Source organism: Nitrospirota bacterium (assembly GCA_015233895.1).
Lineage (GTDB): Bacteria > Nitrospirota > Thermodesulfovibrionia > Thermodesulfovibrionales > Magnetobacteriaceae > Magnetomonas.
Genome location: JADFXG010000001.1, coordinates 18,935 through 36,024 on the forward strand (window position 1 = coordinate 18,935; position 17,090 = coordinate 36,024).

At 41.5% G+C, this 17,090-nt stretch carries 17 protein-coding genes; 9 read left to right on the top strand and 8 right to left on the bottom strand.

Going from position 1 to position 17,090, the window contains the following annotated elements:
• Positions 1-29: 29 nt before the first annotated feature.
• Positions 30-1,667 carry a caspase family protein gene (locus HQK88_00080; GenBank protein ID MBF0615194.1) on the bottom strand — a complete coding sequence of 546 codons (1,638 nt, stop codon included), beginning with the start codon at positions 1,665-1,667 and terminating at the stop codon, positions 30-32.
• Between the two features lie 21 nt (positions 1,668-1,688).
• Positions 1,689-2,063, bottom strand: a complete 375-nt coding sequence (locus tag HQK88_00085; GenBank protein ID MBF0615195.1) for a hypothetical protein — start codon at positions 2,061-2,063, stop codon at positions 1,689-1,691.
• A gap of 332 nt (positions 2,064-2,395) precedes the next feature.
• On the opposite strand from HQK88_00085, the gene HQK88_00090 reads away from it, so the two are divergent.
• From HQK88_00090 to ade, 6 genes are read left to right on the top strand one after another with little or no spacing between them, the layout of a single operon-like run.
• Entirely contained in the window at positions 2,396-3,631 is a 1,236-nt protein-coding gene (locus HQK88_00090) for a response regulator (protein MBF0615196.1), read from the top strand.
• Positions 3,632-3,646: 15 nt separating this feature from the next.
• The gene (locus HQK88_00095; protein ID MBF0615197.1) at positions 3,647-5,422 is read left to right on the top strand and encodes an ATP-binding protein; all 1,776 of its coding nucleotides are present in this window, start codon (positions 3,647-3,649) and stop codon (positions 5,420-5,422) included.
• A 39-nt stretch (positions 5,423-5,461) separates the two neighbouring features.
• The gene (locus tag HQK88_00100) at positions 5,462-6,118 is read left to right on the top strand and encodes a hypothetical protein (GenBank protein ID MBF0615198.1); all 657 of its coding nucleotides are present in this window, start codon (positions 5,462-5,464) and stop codon (positions 6,116-6,118) included.
• Between the two features lie 3 nt (positions 6,119-6,121).
• Positions 6,122-6,490 (top strand): response regulator, encoded by a 369-nt coding sequence (locus HQK88_00105; protein ID MBF0615199.1) that lies wholly within the window; start codon positions 6,122-6,124, stop codon positions 6,488-6,490.
• Positions 6,490-7,872 carry a sigma-54-dependent Fis family transcriptional regulator gene (locus tag HQK88_00110; GenBank protein MBF0615200.1) on the top strand — a complete coding sequence of 461 codons (1,383 nt, stop codon included), beginning with the start codon at positions 6,490-6,492 and terminating at the stop codon, positions 7,870-7,872. Before HQK88_00105 ends, HQK88_00110 begins: the two co-directional genes overlap by 1 nt.
• A gap of 15 nt (positions 7,873-7,887) precedes the next feature.
• Positions 7,888-9,519, top strand: a complete 1,632-nt coding sequence (gene ade, locus HQK88_00115; GenBank protein MBF0615201.1) for an adenine deaminase — start codon at positions 7,888-7,890, stop codon at positions 9,517-9,519.
• A 379-nt stretch (positions 9,520-9,898) separates the two neighbouring features.
• Here ade and HQK88_00120 read toward each other — a convergent pair whose 3' ends face one another.
• The 5 genes from HQK88_00120 to fabG form a co-directional block, all read right to left on the bottom strand.
• A complete protein-coding gene (locus tag HQK88_00120) occupies positions 9,899-10,933 on the bottom strand; it encodes a phosphoribosylformylglycinamidine cyclo-ligase (GenBank protein MBF0615202.1) in 1,035 nt (344 codons plus the stop codon).
• Complete coding sequence (rnc, locus tag HQK88_00125) at positions 10,911-11,630, bottom strand: ribonuclease III (protein ID MBF0615203.1); 720 nt, start codon at positions 11,628-11,630, stop codon at positions 10,911-10,913. The genes HQK88_00120 and rnc overlap by 23 nt, the downstream gene beginning before the upstream one ends.
• A 10-nt stretch (positions 11,631-11,640) precedes the next feature.
• Positions 11,641-12,894 carry a beta-ketoacyl-ACP synthase II gene (fabF, locus tag HQK88_00130; GenBank protein ID MBF0615204.1) on the bottom strand — a complete coding sequence of 418 codons (1,254 nt, stop codon included), beginning with the start codon at positions 12,892-12,894 and terminating at the stop codon, positions 11,641-11,643.
• A gap of 51 nt (positions 12,895-12,945) precedes the next feature.
• The gene (gene acpP / locus HQK88_00135; GenBank protein ID MBF0615205.1) at positions 12,946-13,188 is read right to left on the bottom strand and encodes an acyl carrier protein; all 243 of its coding nucleotides are present in this window, start codon (positions 13,186-13,188) and stop codon (positions 12,946-12,948) included.
• 65 nt (positions 13,189-13,253) lie between these two features.
• The gene (gene fabG / locus HQK88_00140; protein ID MBF0615206.1) at positions 13,254-13,988 is read right to left on the bottom strand and encodes a 3-oxoacyl-[acyl-carrier-protein] reductase; all 735 of its coding nucleotides are present in this window, start codon (positions 13,986-13,988) and stop codon (positions 13,254-13,256) included.
• A 325-nt stretch (positions 13,989-14,313) separates the two neighbouring features.
• Between fabG and HQK88_00145 the strand changes: the two genes are divergently transcribed.
• Genes HQK88_00145 through HQK88_00155 form a run of 3 tightly spaced genes read left to right on the top strand, consistent with a single transcriptional unit; the run spans position 14,314 to position 16,251 of the window.
• Complete coding sequence (locus HQK88_00145) at positions 14,314-14,697, top strand: hypothetical protein (protein MBF0615207.1); 384 nt, start codon at positions 14,314-14,316, stop codon at positions 14,695-14,697.
• On the top strand, positions 14,694-15,830 hold the full coding sequence (locus HQK88_00150; protein MBF0615208.1) for a glutathionylspermidine synthase family protein: 1,137 nt from the start codon (positions 14,694-14,696) through the stop codon (positions 15,828-15,830). The genes HQK88_00145 and HQK88_00150 overlap by 4 nt, the downstream gene beginning before the upstream one ends.
• Positions 15,831-15,858: 28 nt before the next feature.
• Positions 15,859-16,251 (top strand): DUF350 domain-containing protein, encoded by a 393-nt coding sequence (locus HQK88_00155; GenBank protein ID MBF0615209.1) that lies wholly within the window; start codon positions 15,859-15,861, stop codon positions 16,249-16,251.
• Between the two features lie 8 nt (positions 16,252-16,259).
• Here the strand turns inward: HQK88_00155 and amrB are convergent, their stop codons facing one another.
• On the bottom strand, positions 16,260-17,063 hold the full coding sequence (amrB, locus tag HQK88_00160) for an AmmeMemoRadiSam system protein B (GenBank protein ID MBF0615210.1): 804 nt from the start codon (positions 17,061-17,063) through the stop codon (positions 16,260-16,262).
• Positions 17,064-17,090: the final 27 nt, after the last annotated feature.

Below are 17,090 nucleotides of genomic sequence, written 5' to 3' on the forward strand. Positions count from 1 at the left end.
AATTTAAACCTCCGGTAAAATAGAAATTTTTAGAGTATTTTCTCTCTCAATAACTTAGCAAGATGCTCCATGGGAATTTTGTCAGATTTATGTTTAGCTTCCCATTCGTCATAGATTCTTCTAATTATCAGTCTCGAATTCTCTACATCATAATCATTCCTCACATATTCACTGCGTGCCCAATCTTCTGCTTCACCCTTCGTGACATCAGTAAGTGGTGGTAATAAACTAAAAGTACAGCCTCCAAGACACAAGAAATCAGGGTCTGCAAGAGTACATTCTTTTGTAAACTCTGAACACAGCTTTGTTAATTTAGTCTCTATTATATTTTCTATGTTATCAGTTTTATTTTTTTTGAAAATACCACTAAAAAAACTTGTCTTTTGTCTCTTGTACTTAAATAATAAACATGATAAAAATAACGTTTTGAGATTCTCTTTTGGCCATTTTCCCCAAAATTCTACATAATACTTCAAAATCTTGAGATAGTCATCTTTTTTATCACTCGGTGAACCATCAATATCAAAAACTGTATAAGTGATACCCATATCATAACAGTTCAGTATTTCATTTATCTCTTCAGGTGATTTCAAACTTTGTTTAACTATTACTTTGCTCAAACCATTTAGCAACACTTTATAAAAACTATCATAGTCTTTAAACGGTTCTTGTAAAGGAACTGGCCAAACATAAATTTTGACTTTACCCTTGGGCAAATCAATACTCATTTTAAGTCTCTCCTCCAGACGCTCTACAAACTTATCGTGGGACTGTTGTTCATCACCATGGGTGACACATAAGAGAGGATGTTTGGAATCTGATTTTTGAATATTTCTTATTGCTCTTTCTATTTTACCTTCTTGTTTATCGCGATCAGGCATGTATGGAAGTAGTGTCTGTGCAACACTTTTTTTTAAATCAGTGTTATTTGGTTTAGGATATGTGTTGTTTAGTTTAGCCCGTGTAATGACTAAATTTGATTTTGAACCTAAGAAAATAGGCTCCTGCATTTTACCATCCATCTTTTTCTCTATAATATGTTGAAGGTAAGATAAGGTTATCTCTTCTTTTTGTTGCTTAACAGGGTCAAGTCCCTCTATTAATGCTTCGCTCAACAGCCCATGTATACCTGATTTATCTACAAATGCTTTTTTATTTGACGCTGCTATAATGAAGATATTATTCCCTGTTAGTTGATGCTTATGAAGTTCCAAGGCTATTAAACCACTATAACAACAATCGAGAAAGACTATTTTGTTATGAACAGGGCTATCATTTAAGATATCTATTAGTGTTGAAAATGGCACAGCTTTATTAGCACCATTCGTTTCTGTTACCACAAGATACCCTACATCATAGACAGAAGTGCCATGGCCTGAAAAAAATAATAAGGCTGTTTCAGTAGACTTTGCACTCTCACCACAGAATAAGTCTTTCATTTCACTTATGAGATCATTAGCTTTAACTTCACCGTCTTTTTTAACTTTAGCTTGAAAATGACTTTCTGAATCAGCCTTAGCTGCGGGTAAAGGTGTTACAGTGTTAAAGCCACTACCACAAAGTAATTCATATATTACTTGTGCATCATTAGCAGCTGAACCCAATTCTCTAAACTCTGCACTATTCTTATAGTTGCTTATACCAACAACAAGGGCTTTACGGCTCATAGATATTACCTTAACTAATCGTTATGTTTTGTCGTTTTTAGGAAAATCACATTCAACGGTTATTTTAATAGTACCTTCGGCTGAACCGCTAGTAACGAGTGGAATACCCGCTTCACCGGCAAGTTTCAGTCCAAACTCTAACTTAACCTTACTTACATTTGCAAATGCCACTTCTTTAAAAGCATTGATAGTATAGTTTGTGAAGTTCTGTATTGTTTCTTGAATATCTTTAAAGGTATCAATAGCCATTTTTAATTTAGGTTTAGAACTTTTTGATTCGAGTTCGTCACCATTGGCTTTAGTAAAATCAAATAATGACAAATCATAATCCTCATCACTTGACTCAATTAAAACAGTCTTACCGCCTCCCATATCTACTCGTACTATTTTTGGCATTACAAACCTCCCGTGCTTTAAATCTATCTTATGGAAATATAATACAAAGCAATCTTATAAATGCAGATAAACTGTTTTATAATTGTAAACCAGCCCTGTATAAAAACACTTCCCTATGCAAAATAATTTACAACAATCCTCGCAGGTGTGATTGTAGTTTAAAGATTTCTTTTTTGTCAAGCAAAATAAGCATTTAAACACCCCTAAGTGTTTCAGTAAACGTGTTGACTTTTTTGTTAGGAAATGGTAATTTACGGAACTGAGGGCAGACCTAAAAAGAATGCTCTTTCAGGCTGGTTTGGAGTGGAAATTGTTTATTGAGGAGAGATAATATGTCTGTGGTGGCTTTATTTAGCGGCACATTTTGCGGCGAGGATGTTATTTCAAATGATTTGGTTAAAGAGTTGGGCCTCGTTTACGTAACTGAAAACGAAATACTGCAGAGAACCTCAGAGAGCTTTAACGTGCCGGTGAAAAAGCTTATCAGGGATTTATACCATGCTCCTGCAGTACTTAACGAATTCACACATGAAAAGCAACGCCATCTTGCTTATGTACAAAGTGTATTGGCTGAAACCTTCAAACAGGATAATATCCTTTATTCTGGGTTTTCAGCTCTTCTTATTCCTCAGGACATAACCCACGTCTTAAGGGTTTGCCTTATAGCAGACATAAACTACAGAATAGCAAAGATGCAGAATATGGAGTCGAAGGAAAAATTTTCAGAAAAAGACGCTGTCAAAACCATTACAAAACATGATAATGAGATTAACACATGGACTCAGTATCTTTTCAAAAAGATACCGTGGGATGCCTCTCTTTACGACATGCTCATACCGGTAGATAAGATCTCACCCGATGAAATATTGAAGCTGGTTTCAGAAAATCTTGGTAAAATAACATTGCACCTTACCAACAAATCGAAAAAGGCGGCAGATAACTTTGTTTTAGCTTCAAGGGTTAACCTTGCTCTTGCTCAAAAAGGGCACGACGTTAGGGTTGCATGTACAGATGGCAAAGTAATTATAACCATAGAGAAAAACGTGGTAAGGCTTGAGAAACTGAAAAAAGAGCTTAAAGAAATTGCAGTTACAATTAGCGGTGTAAGTGACATTGATTTCACCTTTGGACCGAACTTTAAAAGCGGCGGCTATTACAGTAGGTTTGATTTTGATACGCTCTCTAAAGTGCTCGTAGTTGACGACGAAAAGGATTTCGCTCTGACCCTTTCCAAGCGGCTCTCTCTGCATGAAATAGGTTCCTCTGCGGTATTTAGCGGAGAGGATGCTATGAGTTCCTTAGACACCGAGGTGCCAGACGTACTTGTGCTTGATCTCAAAATGCCAGGAATGGACGGTATGGAAGTGCTGAAGATGGTAATAGGTAAACACCCTCACGTTAAAGTCATCATACTTACCGGACAGGGTACACCTCAGGATAAAGCCGATGCGATGAAATATGGCGCCTTTGCATATCTTGAAAAACCGGTTGAGATCGAACTTCTCGTAGAGACCATGCAGGATGCCTACAGGGAAATCTACCGTGAAAAAGATACTCATCTGTACTGAGAAAGACTGCCCACTGTGTTAAAAAGTCCTGGAGGTTATTTTAAGAATCTCCCTGTGTTTAAGCATTTTTCCCATTCCGGTGAATCTGGTGAGGCCAGATACAAACGGATGAAAATCTCGATTACACTTCTTATGACGGTTATTTCCACCTTTTTCCTTCTTATCGTCATTGTGGTTGGCCGTATGTGGCTTAAAAACGTTTTAAAGGAGGAAACTAAAAACCAGCTTTCCTGGCAGCTTGAAAGCACTAAGCTTTCCATGGAATATTTTTTGGATGTGAAACTTTCAGCTCTTTATTTTATAGCGTCTGAATATTCCTTTGAACAGCTCCTTCAGGAGGATAAATTTAATGAATGCTTTATGAACTTCAAAAAGAACTTTGGCGACGTTATCGTTGACCTTGGTGTTATTGACTCGCTTGGTATAATGAGGTCATACGCCGGGCCGTACAAACTTAAAGGGTATGATTACTCAGAACAGGAATGGTTTTATAAAATAAACGTCAGAGACTTCTACATAAGCGATGTATTCAAAGGGTACAGAAAAATACCGCATTTTGCCTTTGCGGTAAAAAAAACCCTGCCTGGTAAAAATGGCTTTTGGGTGCTCAGGGCTACAATAGATATGGAGAAACTCGTTCAACTTTTATCCTACGTCAACCTTACGGAAAACGACGATGTTTTTATAATTAACACCAAAGGTATCTTGCAAACACCATCCAGATTTTACGGAAAAGAACTGATGCGTTATACAGGTAAAATCCCTTTAAACCAGCATGGGGTGATTCTTCAGGCCGATGAGGAGACACCGGGCTCCAATGGAATTTTAGGATATACCTACATTAAAAACTCCCCATGGATACTCATTGCCCATGTAAAGTCCAGGGAGGATACAACGATTTCAAAATCTTTTCTGAGCGAACTGCTTATAGTATATGTCCTGTGTCTTATGATTATTGTTGCCGTGACGCTTCGTATGGCTCACGTTATGGTCAACTGGATTAAGGATTCAGACCAAAAAAGAGATATAGCATTTTTAGAGATAGAGCAATCCAGCAAACTCGCCTCCATAGGCAGGCTTTCAGCAGGCGTTGCTCACGAAATCAACAACCCGATGTCAATTATAAGCCAAAACGCCGGACTGATGAAAGATATGCTCGAAATGTCCTTAGAATCGGGGGAGAAAGAACAGTCCCGGTCTTTCACCGACAACACACGTATGAAGGATAAATTTATCACCCTCACAAATGGTATAATGGATGCAGTAAACCGGTGCCGCACTATAACCCATCGCCTGCTGGGATTTGCCCGCCACCTTGACGTAACCAACGAACCTACTGACCTAAACGATACCGTACATGAGGTAGTTAGTTTCCTCGAAAAGGAAATCCTTTTCAGGGACATTCATCTTGCTAAAAATTTCGACGAAAACCTGCCCCACATATTAACAGACAAAGGGCAGCTTCAGCAGGTATTGCTTAACATAATCAATAACGCTGTGGATGCCGTCTCACACGGCGGCATAATAGAATTATCAACCGGTTTTAAGGACAAGGAAACTGTATATGTTTCCATTAAAGACAACGGCCCGGGCATACCTGCAGGACAAATACAACATATATTCGAGCCTTTCTTTACAACTAAGGAGCGTGGTAAGGGCACAGGGCTTGGACTTTTCATATCTTATGGTATAATGGAAAAAATAGGTGGTAAGATTCACGTAGAAAGCGAGGAAGGAAAGTGGACGGAATTTTCAATAGATTTGCCGGTAAAATCGGCTAATTATCTATAAATATACCGCAATAGCACCAACTTCTCAAAGGAATGTGAAATGGAAAATAAAGACTTAGAACATGAACTAACGAATGAACGCCTGCACTTCATTGCCAAAATACTATCCCTCTATACTCATGAGATAAAAAACCACATGGCTATCATAAATGAGTCGGTAGGGCTTATGGGTGACATAATTGAGTTTTCTGGGGAAAGCTCTGAAATAGATTCTGTTCAGATTCTTGAACTGGGACAAAAAACAAAGTCTCAAATAAAAGCTTCATCTCAGTTTACAAGTTTTCTAAATCATTTCGGCCACAGAATGGATACTGAGCACACTCTGTTTGGAGTAAACGATGCACTTGAAGAGCTTGTTACTTTACTGCATAAGGCTGCGGTACAAAACAGGGTCATTCTTGAAACAGAATTTGAACCAACCCTTAAACCAGTGTTTACGAACCCATCGTTGTTTCAATTTTTGATATTTCTTTTTCTTTACAAAACCATAACAGCAATTAAACCAAACAGCGTAATAAAAATCAAAACCAAATATTCCGTCAACGATGTGTCTGTCACTATTTTGCCTTTGGATGTAGCTTGTATAGATAATGTTCTGATTGATTTTATTCTCTCACAAACAGGTTATAAAATCCAGTGGCTGGAACAGTCAGTGGAAATACTGATTCCCAGGCATATTAGTACAAAGGAGGCATGAAATATGGGTGCCTTAAAGGTGTTTTTAATAGACGATGAAAAAGCCTTTGTGGAAATCCTTGCCCAGCGGCTTGCCATGAGAAGATACGTGGTTGAGATTGCTTATTGCGGAGCTGAGGCCATTGAGCGGCTGAAAAGCTATACACCTCAGGTAATAGTTCTTGACATGAAAATGCCCGGGATGGACGGTTTAGAAGTATTTAAGTGGATTAAGCAAAACCTCTCCTCAGTACCTGTAATCATACTAACCGGCTACAGCTCGGAAAAAGAAGAGAAAGAAGCCAGAAAACTTGGAGTTTTTGAGATTCTGAGAAAGCCGCCCGAAATAGATGTCCTGATTAAGACCTTAAAAAGCGCCTGCAAAACGGCATAATGATAAGAACCCTCGTAATAGACGATGAAAAAGACATATGCCGGTTTTTAGAATTGGTTTTAACAAAAGAGGGCTATGACGTTACAACCGCCATAACCGGCAATTCTGCTGCCGAACTTATTTCTCAACAGGATTTCAAGCTTATAGTAACGGATTTAAAGCTTCCGGATATGAGCGGTATTGAAATTGTCAGATTTGTAAAAGAAAAGCTCCCCAATGCGCAAATTATTGTCATAACAGGATATGGGACGATAGAGACTGCCGTGGAGGCTATAAAAGGCGGCGCTTACGACTTTTTAACAAAACCCCTGTCTCTGGATAAGATCAGGATTACCTGCAAACACGCTATTGAGACAATTAAACTGACTGAGGAGATAAACATGCTGCGCAGGGAGCTCCACGGCTCTTTTGAAAACATAGTTGGTAAAAGCAGCAGCATCGAGCAGATTTTCAAAATAATCAAACAAACCGAGGAAAGTGACAGTAACGTCTTTATAACCGGAGAGAGCGGCACCGGCAAAGAGCTTGTTGCAAGGGCAATACACTATAATTCAAAGAGGTGCAACAACCGTTTCGTCGCTGTAAACTGCGGCGCCATATCGCAAAGTTTGATAGAATCAGAACTCTTTGGACACGTAAAAGGTGCTTTTACAGGAGCTATAAGGGATAAGAACGGCTTTTTTGAAGCGGCCTCCATGGGCACCCTCTTTCTTGATGAGATAGGCGAAACTATGCCTGATTTCCAGGTAAAGCTTTTAAGGACACTTCAGGACGGCGAGTTTTACAAAGTCGGCAGCAATAGCCCGGTAAAGTCAAACGTAAGGGTAATAGCCGCGACAAACCGCGACATTAAAAAGGCTGTCTCTGAGGGCTCATTCCGGGAAGACCTGTACTACAGGCTTAACGTTATTGCTATCCACATACCTCCCCTCAGGGAAAGACGGGACGATATACCTCTTCTTGCTATGCACTTTCTAAAAAAAGCATCCTCAAAATACGAAAATAAATCCGTAATCGAAATAACTACAGATGCAATGAACGCTTTATTAGGTTATGACTTTCCGGGCAATATACGAGAGCTCGAAAACTTCATAGAATACGCCGTAGCTGTTGCTATAGGCGATAAAATTACCATAAATGACCTGCCCCCGATTATTCGCAAAACACATATAAGCCAAAATCATACTGAGGGGTTAAAACCATTGAAAAGCGCAATGGAGGAGTACGAACGAAGCCTTCTCGTTAACGCTCTTGCAGCAGCCTGTGGCAATATTTCTAAGGCTGCAAGACTTTTGAACATACACAGACAACGGTTACAACTAAAGATTAAAGAACACTCGATAGACATTAACCGGTTGAAAGACAATACCAGCAGTAGATAAAGGAGGCATACTGTTTTGCAAATCTCCGGCAAAATTGTGGATATTTTTAGTGAAACGGTGTATCCTGCAACCATAACAGTCAACAACGCTCGGATTGTTTCAATAAAACGGGAACATGTGCCCTTCAACAGATACATTGTCCCGGGCTTAATAGATTCACACATTCATATAGAGAGCTCAATGTTGATTCCTTCTGAGTTTGCCCGTCTTGCCGTCGTTTGTGGCACGGTCGCCACAGTCTCCGACCCCCATGAGATAGCAAATGTGTGCGGAGTTGAGGGGGTGAGATTTATGATAGAAAACGGAGACAGTGTGCCGTTTAAATTTTACTTTGGAGCACCTTCATGCGTTCCTGCTACCCCGTTTGAAACCGCTGGCAGTTCTTTGGGGATTAATGAAATCAGAGAATTGTTGATGTCGGATAATATTAAATATCTCAGTGAGATGATGAATTTCCCGGGCGTAATTAATGATTCTCCCGATGTCATAGCTATCCTGAATCTGGCTAAGTCGTATGGAAAACCAATAGATGGCCATGCACCAGGATTAAGAGGTGAGAGTTGCAAGAAATACATTGATGCCGGCATAAGCACAGACCACGAGTGTGTCACAATTGAGGAGGCGTTGGAAAAGCTCTCTTATGGCATGAAAATCCATATCCGGGAGGGCTCTGCTGCCAGAAATTTTGATGAGCTTGTCCCGCTTATTCGTACCCATCCGGATACAGTTATGTTGTGTAGTGACGATAAACACCCAGACGACCTGGTTAAAAGCCACATTAATGATATGGTTAAAAGGGCGATAAAACACGGCATCGATATAATGAGGATACTGAGAGCTACCTCTTTAAATCCTGTTAAGCACTATGGCCTTGATGTCGGACTTTTAAGAGAGGGTGATTATGCTGATTTTATCGTTGTAGATAACCTCACGGAGTTTAATGTCCTTGAGACTTATATAAACGGAAACCTTGTAGCTAAAGACGGTAAAACACTGATAAAAAGTGTACAAGCGAAGCCGTTAAATAATTTCAGCACACAAGTAAAATCAAAAAAGGATTTCGCTATAGAAGCTAAATCCGGAACGATTAAAGCTATTGTAGTTGAGGACGGGCAAATTACCACTAAGATGGAGTTGGTTACACCTAAAATAGAAGGGTTATATGCAATTTCCGACACAAGCAGAGATTTACTTAAAATAGCAGTGGTTAACAGATATGAAAATGCAGCGCCAGCGGTTGGATTTATAAAGAATTTTGGACTAAAAACCGGCGCTATCGCCTCATCTATAGCTCATGACTCCCATAACATAATTGCCATAGGGGTGCGTGATTCAGACATCTGCCGGGCTGTAAATTTAGTCTTAGAAAGCCGTGGCGGGATAGCTGCAGTGTGTGGCGGCAAAGAGGACATTATGCCGCTTCCTTTTGGAGGCATCATGACCAATGCTAACGGCTATGAGACAGCCAAAAGGTATAGCTATATCAGCAGCATAGTAAAGGAGAAAATGGGCAGTCCTTTGCGGTCGCCCTTTATGCTCCTTTCTTTTATGGCCCTGATTGTTATCCCATCCTTGAAAATCAGCGATAAAGGGCTTTTTGATGTTGACAACTTTACCTTTACAGAGCTGTGCGTGTTGCCTCAATAGAAAATCTATACGAAAGTATAATAGTTGCCTCATAGTATAATCTATCTGTAAGCATTATTATTAGAACCTGAGTTTTTGGTATTAGTCAAGCTTTTGCTTTTGTCAGATTTTTGTTTTTAATGACTTCCTCCTTCAAGAGAGTGAGTTCCTGAAGCTTTTCCTGTAACCGTGTAATGTTTCTTTTGAGCTCTGCCGGGTTTAGTACGGTATATTGAGAAGTCTGTCCTTATTCTCTTGTGGCACTTGCGGTGACATTAAGACTCTTTGATAAGGAGTTATAGGCTTATCGTATTTTTTAGTTATTTTAGAGCCTGTCCTTATTTTTTCAGTCAATTTCATTACCGTTCGTAAGGTCTTTGAAGGGGCCTGAAGCTGCTCCTTAATTACTATAACTAACTCTCTCGCCCTCTACAACCTCACCTATAATAAAAGCCTTATGTCCCAAAGCGTTTAATTTTTTCAGAGCAGCTGCCGAGTCCTCTTTACATGTTACAACCACATAGCCTATCCCCTGGTTAAAGGTGCTGTACATTTCGTCTTCAGGAACATTGCCGATATCTTTTATAAGGTCAAACACGGCAGGACGCTGCCATGTGGATTTATCAATACGGGCGCCGTATCCATCAGGCAAAACCCGCGGAATGTTTCCGGTTATGCCGCCTCCGGTTATATGCGCCATACCTTTTATTTTCACAGTTGTCTTAAGCTCAAGGATGCTCTTTACATATATTGCCGTAGGAGTCAATAGCTCCTCACCAATGGTTTTTCCAAGCTCTTTTACATATGAATCAACTTTTAAGCCCGCAATTTCAAAAAACACTTTTCTGACAAGTGAATACCCGTTACTGTGGATGCCACTTGAGGGTAGCCCAATAATGGAGTCGCTCGGCATGATAACAGAACCATCTGTTATTTCATCGGAGTTAACAACACCAACGCAAAACCCCGCCATGTCATATTCACCGCTTTCATAGAACCCCGGCATCTCTGCCGTCTCTCCGCCAATTAACGAACATCCCGCCTGCAAACAACCCTCGGCTATCCCCTTTATAACCTGCTCAAGCACCTCCGGCTGCAAGTTTGACACCGATAGATAATCAAGGAAAAAAAGTGGCTCAGCTGAGGTTGTTAGCACATCGTTAACACACATCGCAACAAGATCTATGCCCACAGTGTCATGAATGCCTGTCATAAAGGCAAGTTTTAACTTAGTGCCAACACCATCAGTGCCGCTTACCAGCACCGGAGAGTGATATTTTTTTAGGTCAAGTTTAAACAGTGCACTAAAGGGCCCAATCCCTGTAAGCACCTCTTTCCGCAGAGTTTTTGCCGCATGAGGGGTGATACGTTTTACGAAGGCATCCCCAGCCTCTATATCAACCCCAGCGTTTTTATAAGTTTGTGGTTTTTTCATTTCTTTTTTGAAGCAGCACAACAACATCCTTAATTGCCTCAAGGGCTGTGCGGGCAGCTTCTGATTGTGCCGATTTCTTGTTTTTGCCCTCGCCCGTACCAAAACACCTGCCGTTTAGCCTTACCTCATAGGTAAAGGACTTATCGTGGTCAGTGCCGCATTCATCTGCAAGCACGTACTCCGGGAGCTCTGAGTAAAGTTTTTGGCCAAGCTCCTGAAGTTCTGTCTTATAGTCAAAACACCGCTGTTTAACCACAAGCTCTTCTATTTCCTTTTTATAAAGGTTAAGGACTACCTCTTTAGCTTTGTTATAGTCAGAGTCAAGAAATACGGCTCCTATTATGGCCTCCATGGAGTTTGCCAGTAATGACGCCTTTTCACGTCCCCCTGTCATCTCCTCACCTTTTCCAAGTCTCAGGTAACTACCGAGGTTAAGCCCTGTGGCTATCCGGTGAAGCATCTTTTTTGATACGAGATATGATTTCATCTTAGACATCTCAGATTCAGTGAAAATGGCGGCTTCATTAAACAACGCCTCTGTTATGGTAAGCCCCAGGACAGAGTCGCCGAGAAACTCTATCCGTTCATTATACTTGCGGCTCTTGTCCGAACACTCATGATAGTATGACCTGTGAGTTATGGCCTCTTCAAGGAGTTTTTTGTTTACAAAATGATAGATTAGCGCCTCTTCAAGCATTTGTAACCGGTTATGTCCTACCCTGAGAAAACTTTTTAAATACTAAGCAAGCGTTAGTGCCGCCAAAACCAAATGAGTTTGACATGGCATATTCAATTTTAGCGTCCCGTGTGGTGTGTGGCACATAATCAAGGTCGCACTCAGGGTCTGGCTCATCAAGATTTATAGTAGGAAGTACAATTCCTCTATGTAAACTGAGAGAACAAAACACGGCCTCAACTCCGCCTGACGCCCCTAACAGATGTCCGGTCATAGATTTTGTAGAACTTACCATCAGTTTATAGGCATGGTCTTTAAAAACATATTTTATCGCCATAGATTCAAGCTCATCGTTAAACTTAGTGGATGTTCCATGAGCATTTATATAGTCAATTTTTTCATACGGTACGCCGGCATCTTTAACGGCAGCCGCCATACACCTGCGCGCTCCCTCGCCCTCAGGCGCAGGGGAGGTTATGTGGTAGGCATCGCCTGTCATAGCGTAACCAACTATCTCGGCGTATATTTTAGCATCTCTTTTAATTGCATGCTCCAGATTTTCGAGAACGAGTATCCCTGCCCCTTCACCCATGACAAATCCGTCGCGATTTAGTTCAAATGGACGGCTGGCCTTTTGCGGTTCATCGTTTCTCCGTGAGAGCGCTTTCATCACTGTAAAGCCTGATATTGAAAGGGGAGTTATTACTGACTCTGCTCCGCCAGCTATCATAACATCAGCATCCCCGCGCTGAATTATTTTAAAAGCATCCCCAATAGCGTGATTACCGGAGGCACATGCTGTTGCCACAGCAGAGTTAGGACCCTTTGCTCCTGTAAGCATAGAAACATTTCCGGCAGCCAGGTTAATTATCAACATAGGGATAAAAAATGGAGACACTTTTTTATAACCGCCATCGAGATAGCCCTTGTAATAGTGCTCAATAGCTGGTAAACCGCCAATGCCTGAACCTATATAGACACCTGCTCTGTCGGCGTTTTCCTCAGTTATTTTAAGCCCTGAATCTTTAACCGCCATATCAGAAGCGCCGATGGCAAAGTGGATAAATCTGTCCATCTTTTTGATTTCCTTTGGATGGATGTAGGCTTCAGGATTAAAGTCATCTACTTCACCTGCAATTTGTACAGGAATAGCCGGGTCATCAAAACGTGTGATCCGCCCAATACCGGATTTACCGGCAACAAGCGCCTCCCAGGATTTCTCCACCCCTGTACCAAGTGGGGATATCAGCCCAAGCCCTGTTACTACAACTCTTGCCTTTGCCATATGCCTCCTTTTACGTAAATTCCGGCGGCTGCAAATTTAACCGAACTTTACCTATTGACCAAGCTTTTTCTTTATGTAGTTGACGGCATCCTCGACTTTGGTGATCTTCTCTGCATCTTCATCCGGTATTTGAACTGAAAAAGCCTCCTCAAAGGCCATTACAAGCTCCACGGTATCCAGTGAGTCTGCCCCGAGGTCTTCTACAAACGAAGCCTCCGGTTTTATTTGAGCCATGTCCACGCCCAGCTGCTTGGATATTATCTCTTTTACTTTTTCCTCTACATTTACTGACATTAAATTAACCTCCGTTTGTTTATGTATTAATTTCAGTTCGTTATACTCACCTGTGTGCGTGGAATCTACATATACATTCCACCATTTACGTGTATGACATTCCCGGTAATATACATAGCCGACTCTGAGGCAAGAAATGCTACTGCATTAGCAACATCAGAGACCTCGCCAAAGCGTCCCATAGGGATAGCGTTAAACATATCCTCTTTCACTTTATCCGGCAGCGCTTCAGTCATTGCGGTTTTAATAAACCCGGGCGCCACAGCATTAACGGTTATATTTCTTTTAGCATACTCTTTAGCGGTAGTCTTCGTAAGCCCTATGATACCGGCCTTCGAGGCGCTGTAGTTAGCCTGTCCGGCATTTCCGATAAAGGCAACTATTGAGGCAATGTTAACAATTCTGCCATATCTCTGCTTAGACATGGTTTTAAGAGCCTCTTTAGAGCACAAAAACACGCTCTTTAGGTTTACATTTATAACGGCATCCCAGTCCTCGTCCTTCATTCTCATTATAAGAGAGTCTTTGGTGATACCGGCATTGTTGATAAGTATATCAAGTTGGCCAAACTCAGCTATAATGGTAGAAAATGCCTCAGTGACCTCTTTAGAATTAGACACATCAAATTTAACGGCCATTGTTTTTACGCCAAGGGAGGCAATTTCAGCGGCAGTCTTTTGTGCCTCTTCAAGATTAACGTCAGAAATCACCACATTGGCCCCTCTTTGAGCCAACACCTCGGCTATAGCCTTTCCTATCCCTCTGGCTGAACCAGTTATCAACGCTACACGATCCTTCATTTGGCTCTTAAACCTCCTGTGCCTGTTTACTTATGTCTAACATTAATTTTAGCAAAAAAATAAAAAAATATTCCACTAAAAAACCATGACTATTATAACCTATTTTATGGGTTTGTGTACAGGCGTACATAGCAGTTAAAATTAGATTATTTTTTGCACTGTTTCGGCGTTGGCAGAATTAGTAACTTTCCTAAATTTATTTACGCAGGAGCTTTAATGGAAAGTGCATCCACCCTGAAAATACAGCAGAACCGAATATTTTTGTGTAGCAGAACCGGATTTATTGTATAATGTAATGTTTACGTATTTATGGAGCTTAATAGTTATGAAAAGGTCTAAGCTTATTTCATTGGTGCTGATTACCACAGCGACACTCGTCTCTTGCGGCGATGAGACAGGCTGGAAAGACACAAATAGAGAAATATACAAGACTAAAGAGGATTGCGCCAGGGACTGGGACAGCGCAGATAATTGTGAACAACGGCTTGCCGGCGGAGGTTACTACGGACCAAGCTATTTTTTCTATCATGGTAACTCGTGGTACATCCCTCATGGCACAGATAAACCAAGTCCGATGAGTAAGTCTATGGTTTTTTCCCAGTCAAGTCTCGGCGTACGTTCCACTCACTCAACCTCCACGTTTTCCTCCTCCCACATCGTGCGCGGTGGATTTGGCTCATCATCGTCGCATCACTCATCTGTATCATGAAACGGCAAATAGTACGGCAACGAGATAACTGGCAAACACATATGGACGAAATCGGCTTTACATTTCACTCAGCCGACGGCACGTACTGGAACGAGGGAGTCTGTTATGAGTTTACCACTGAAGAGATAGATGAGATTGAACGCGTCACTCTGCTTCTGCACGAAATGTGCATAGAGGCAGTCAGAGTTGTAGCAGACAAGAACCTGTTTAGGAGACTCCATATCCCTGAGGCATACGAAGATTATATAAAGACAGTTTTAAAACATCAACAGATTTCCATTTACGGGCGATTTGATTTTTCTTTTGACAAGGACGGAAATCCCTGTCTGCTTGAATACAACGCCGATACACCAACGTCTCTTTTTGAATCAAGCGTTGTACAGTGGATGTGGCTGGAGGAGCTGTTTCCAGAGTATGATCAGTTTAATTCAATTCACGAAAAGCTTCTTGACGCTTTTAAGGCTGTGTCAAGAGCAATGGCGGTCAATGCTCCGATGTTTTTTAGCTGTGTGAAAGACTACGAGGAGGACCTTGTGACGGTGCAGTATCTGCAGGATGTGGCAATTCAGACGGGCATTGATGGCAGACACATATTCATAGAGGATATCGGATATTCCTCTGACAATGGAATGTTTTATGATCAAAGTGGCGAGGTCATAGAGCACATGTTTAAGCTCTATCCGTGGGAATGGCTGCTTGCCGATGAGTTTGGGCCGAATGTGTTAAAGGGTACTATAAGATTATATGAGCCACCCTGGAAAATGGTTCTTTCCAACAAGGCGATGCTTGCCCTGCTTTGGGAAATGTACCCAAACCATCCTAATCTAATCCCCACATATCACGGTGCGCGGAGCTTAAGGGGTAACTACGTAAAGAAACCGATTTTTTCCCGGGAAGGAGCCAATGTGTCAGTGTTCAGAGGGGGCAGCATGACTGAAACCACGGATGGCACCTATGGCTCGGAGGGATTTGTATATCAGGAAATCAGGGCACTCCCTGAGTTTTCCGGAAACCATGCGGTTGTCGGCTCATGGGTCATAAACGGACAGCCCGCAGGTCTTGGAATCAGAGAGGACGACTCTGCTATCACTAAAAATACAAGCAGATTTGTTCCTCACTACTTCATACCATGACAATTTAAGCAAAAAGGAGAAAACAACAATGTTAATTAACGGACTTAAAGCCTTTATGAGTTATTTTATCTCTTCAGTGGTTTTTTTGTTTCTCTTCAGTATCATCTATAAGCGCATAACACCTTACAACGAGTTTAAGCTGATACATGAGGGAAACACTGCCGCAGCATTGAGTTTTAGCGGAGCTTTGATAGGTTTTGTGCTGCCAATGGCAAGCGCCATAACGCATAGCGCAGACCTGCTTGATATGTTTATCTGGGCAGGTGTGGCGCTTGTTGTTCAGGTAATTTCCTTTTTAGCAGTAAGACTTGTATTTCCAACACTCGTTAATGATATTTCATCAAATCAGGTTTCAACAGGAATGTTTCTCGGTGTAATTTCCATGTTAACAGGGATATTAAACGCAGCGTGTATAAGTTAAAATTACGGCTATCTGATTACGACACCGGCATAGCCTACAACTCTTTCATAGTCTCCGCTTACGTCTCCCGATGTGGCATACTTAACGACCTCAGCGCTCTTAGCTCCCAGCTTAAGTGCGGCATACATCATCACGGTTGCCGGTATCACTCCGCACATGGTTATATCCTCTTTCTTTACAACATCATAGAGTCCTGCCGGGTCAAGCGCTAAGATTTTCTCCATTGCCAGCTTATCCTTTTGTCTGGTTACGGCATCCGGTAAGTAGTGGCTCATATCAGAGCTTGCAACTATTGTCACGGATTTTCCTGAATTCTGTATAACTTTGGCAAGTGCCTCGCCTGCCTCCTTACACTGGCCAGCAGAAGCGTACATAAAACAAACCGGAACGATTTTTACCGTTTTTGAAAAATGCGCGATAAACGGTAACTGCACCTCAAGTGAGTGCTCATACCGGTGTGCTTGTATATCCTCAGTAAAAAGAGGCGTGCTATCTAAAACTGCCGCAGCTATATCAGTATCAATTTCAAAGGAATTTGTTGGAATTTCCCACCTGCCCTCTTTCATAACTGCTGCCTTCTGGCCTAATCCGGTGTGATTTGGTCCAAGCAAAATAAAAGTGTCAGGAAATTCTATCCTTGAGTAAACAAGCCCGGCTACTGCTCCTGAGTACATAAGGCCGGCATGAGGACTTATTATGCCTATGGCTCTGATTTTTTTGCTAACCTCTGCTGTGTAACCACTGACTTCGGCCTCTAAAGCCGCTGCACCCCCCTTATAAAACTGGCCAGCTACAACAGGCGATCTTTTCATAGCACACACCTCCATCATTAATTAGTG

Excerpts from the sequence above, each read along its gene's own strand:
- HQK88_00080 (MBF0615194.1), bottom strand. The coding sequence starts at position 1,667 with ATGAGCCGTAAAGCCCTTGTTGTTGGTATAAGCAACTATAAGAATAGT.
- HQK88_00085 (MBF0615195.1), bottom strand. The coding sequence starts at position 2,063 with ATGCCAAAAATAGTACGAGTAGATATGGGAGGCGGTAAGACTGTTTTA.
- HQK88_00090 (MBF0615196.1), top strand. The coding sequence starts at position 2,396 with ATGTCTGTGGTGGCTTTATTTAGCGGCACATTTTGCGGCGAGGATGTT.
- HQK88_00100 (MBF0615198.1), top strand. The coding sequence starts at position 5,462 with ATGGAAAATAAAGACTTAGAACATGAACTAACGAATGAACGCCTGCAC.
- HQK88_00105 (MBF0615199.1), top strand. The coding sequence starts at position 6,122 with ATGGGTGCCTTAAAGGTGTTTTTAATAGACGATGAAAAAGCCTTTGTG.
- HQK88_00110 (MBF0615200.1), top strand. The coding sequence starts at position 6,490 with ATGATAAGAACCCTCGTAATAGACGATGAAAAAGACATATGCCGGTTT.
- HQK88_00120 (MBF0615202.1), bottom strand. The coding sequence starts at position 10,933 with ATGAAAAAACCACAAACTTATAAAAACGCTGGGGTTGATATAGAGGCT.
- rnc (MBF0615203.1), bottom strand. The coding sequence starts at position 11,630 with ATGCTTGAAGAGGCGCTAATCTATCATTTTGTAAACAAAAAACTCCTT.
- fabF (MBF0615204.1), bottom strand. The coding sequence starts at position 12,894 with ATGGCAAAGGCAAGAGTTGTAGTAACAGGGCTTGGGCTGATATCCCCA.
- acpP (MBF0615205.1), bottom strand. The coding sequence starts at position 13,188 with ATGTCAGTAAATGTAGAGGAAAAAGTAAAAGAGATAATATCCAAGCAG.
- fabG (MBF0615206.1), bottom strand. The coding sequence starts at position 13,988 with ATGAAGGATCGTGTAGCGTTGATAACTGGTTCAGCCAGAGGGATAGGA.
- HQK88_00145 (MBF0615207.1), top strand. The coding sequence starts at position 14,314 with ATGAAAAGGTCTAAGCTTATTTCATTGGTGCTGATTACCACAGCGACA.
- HQK88_00150 (MBF0615208.1), top strand. The coding sequence starts at position 14,694 with ATGAAACGGCAAATAGTACGGCAACGAGATAACTGGCAAACACATATG.
- HQK88_00155 (MBF0615209.1), top strand. The coding sequence starts at position 15,859 with ATGTTAATTAACGGACTTAAAGCCTTTATGAGTTATTTTATCTCTTCA.
- amrB (MBF0615210.1), bottom strand. The coding sequence starts at position 17,063 with ATGAAAAGATCGCCTGTTGTAGCTGGCCAGTTTTATAAGGGGGGTGCA.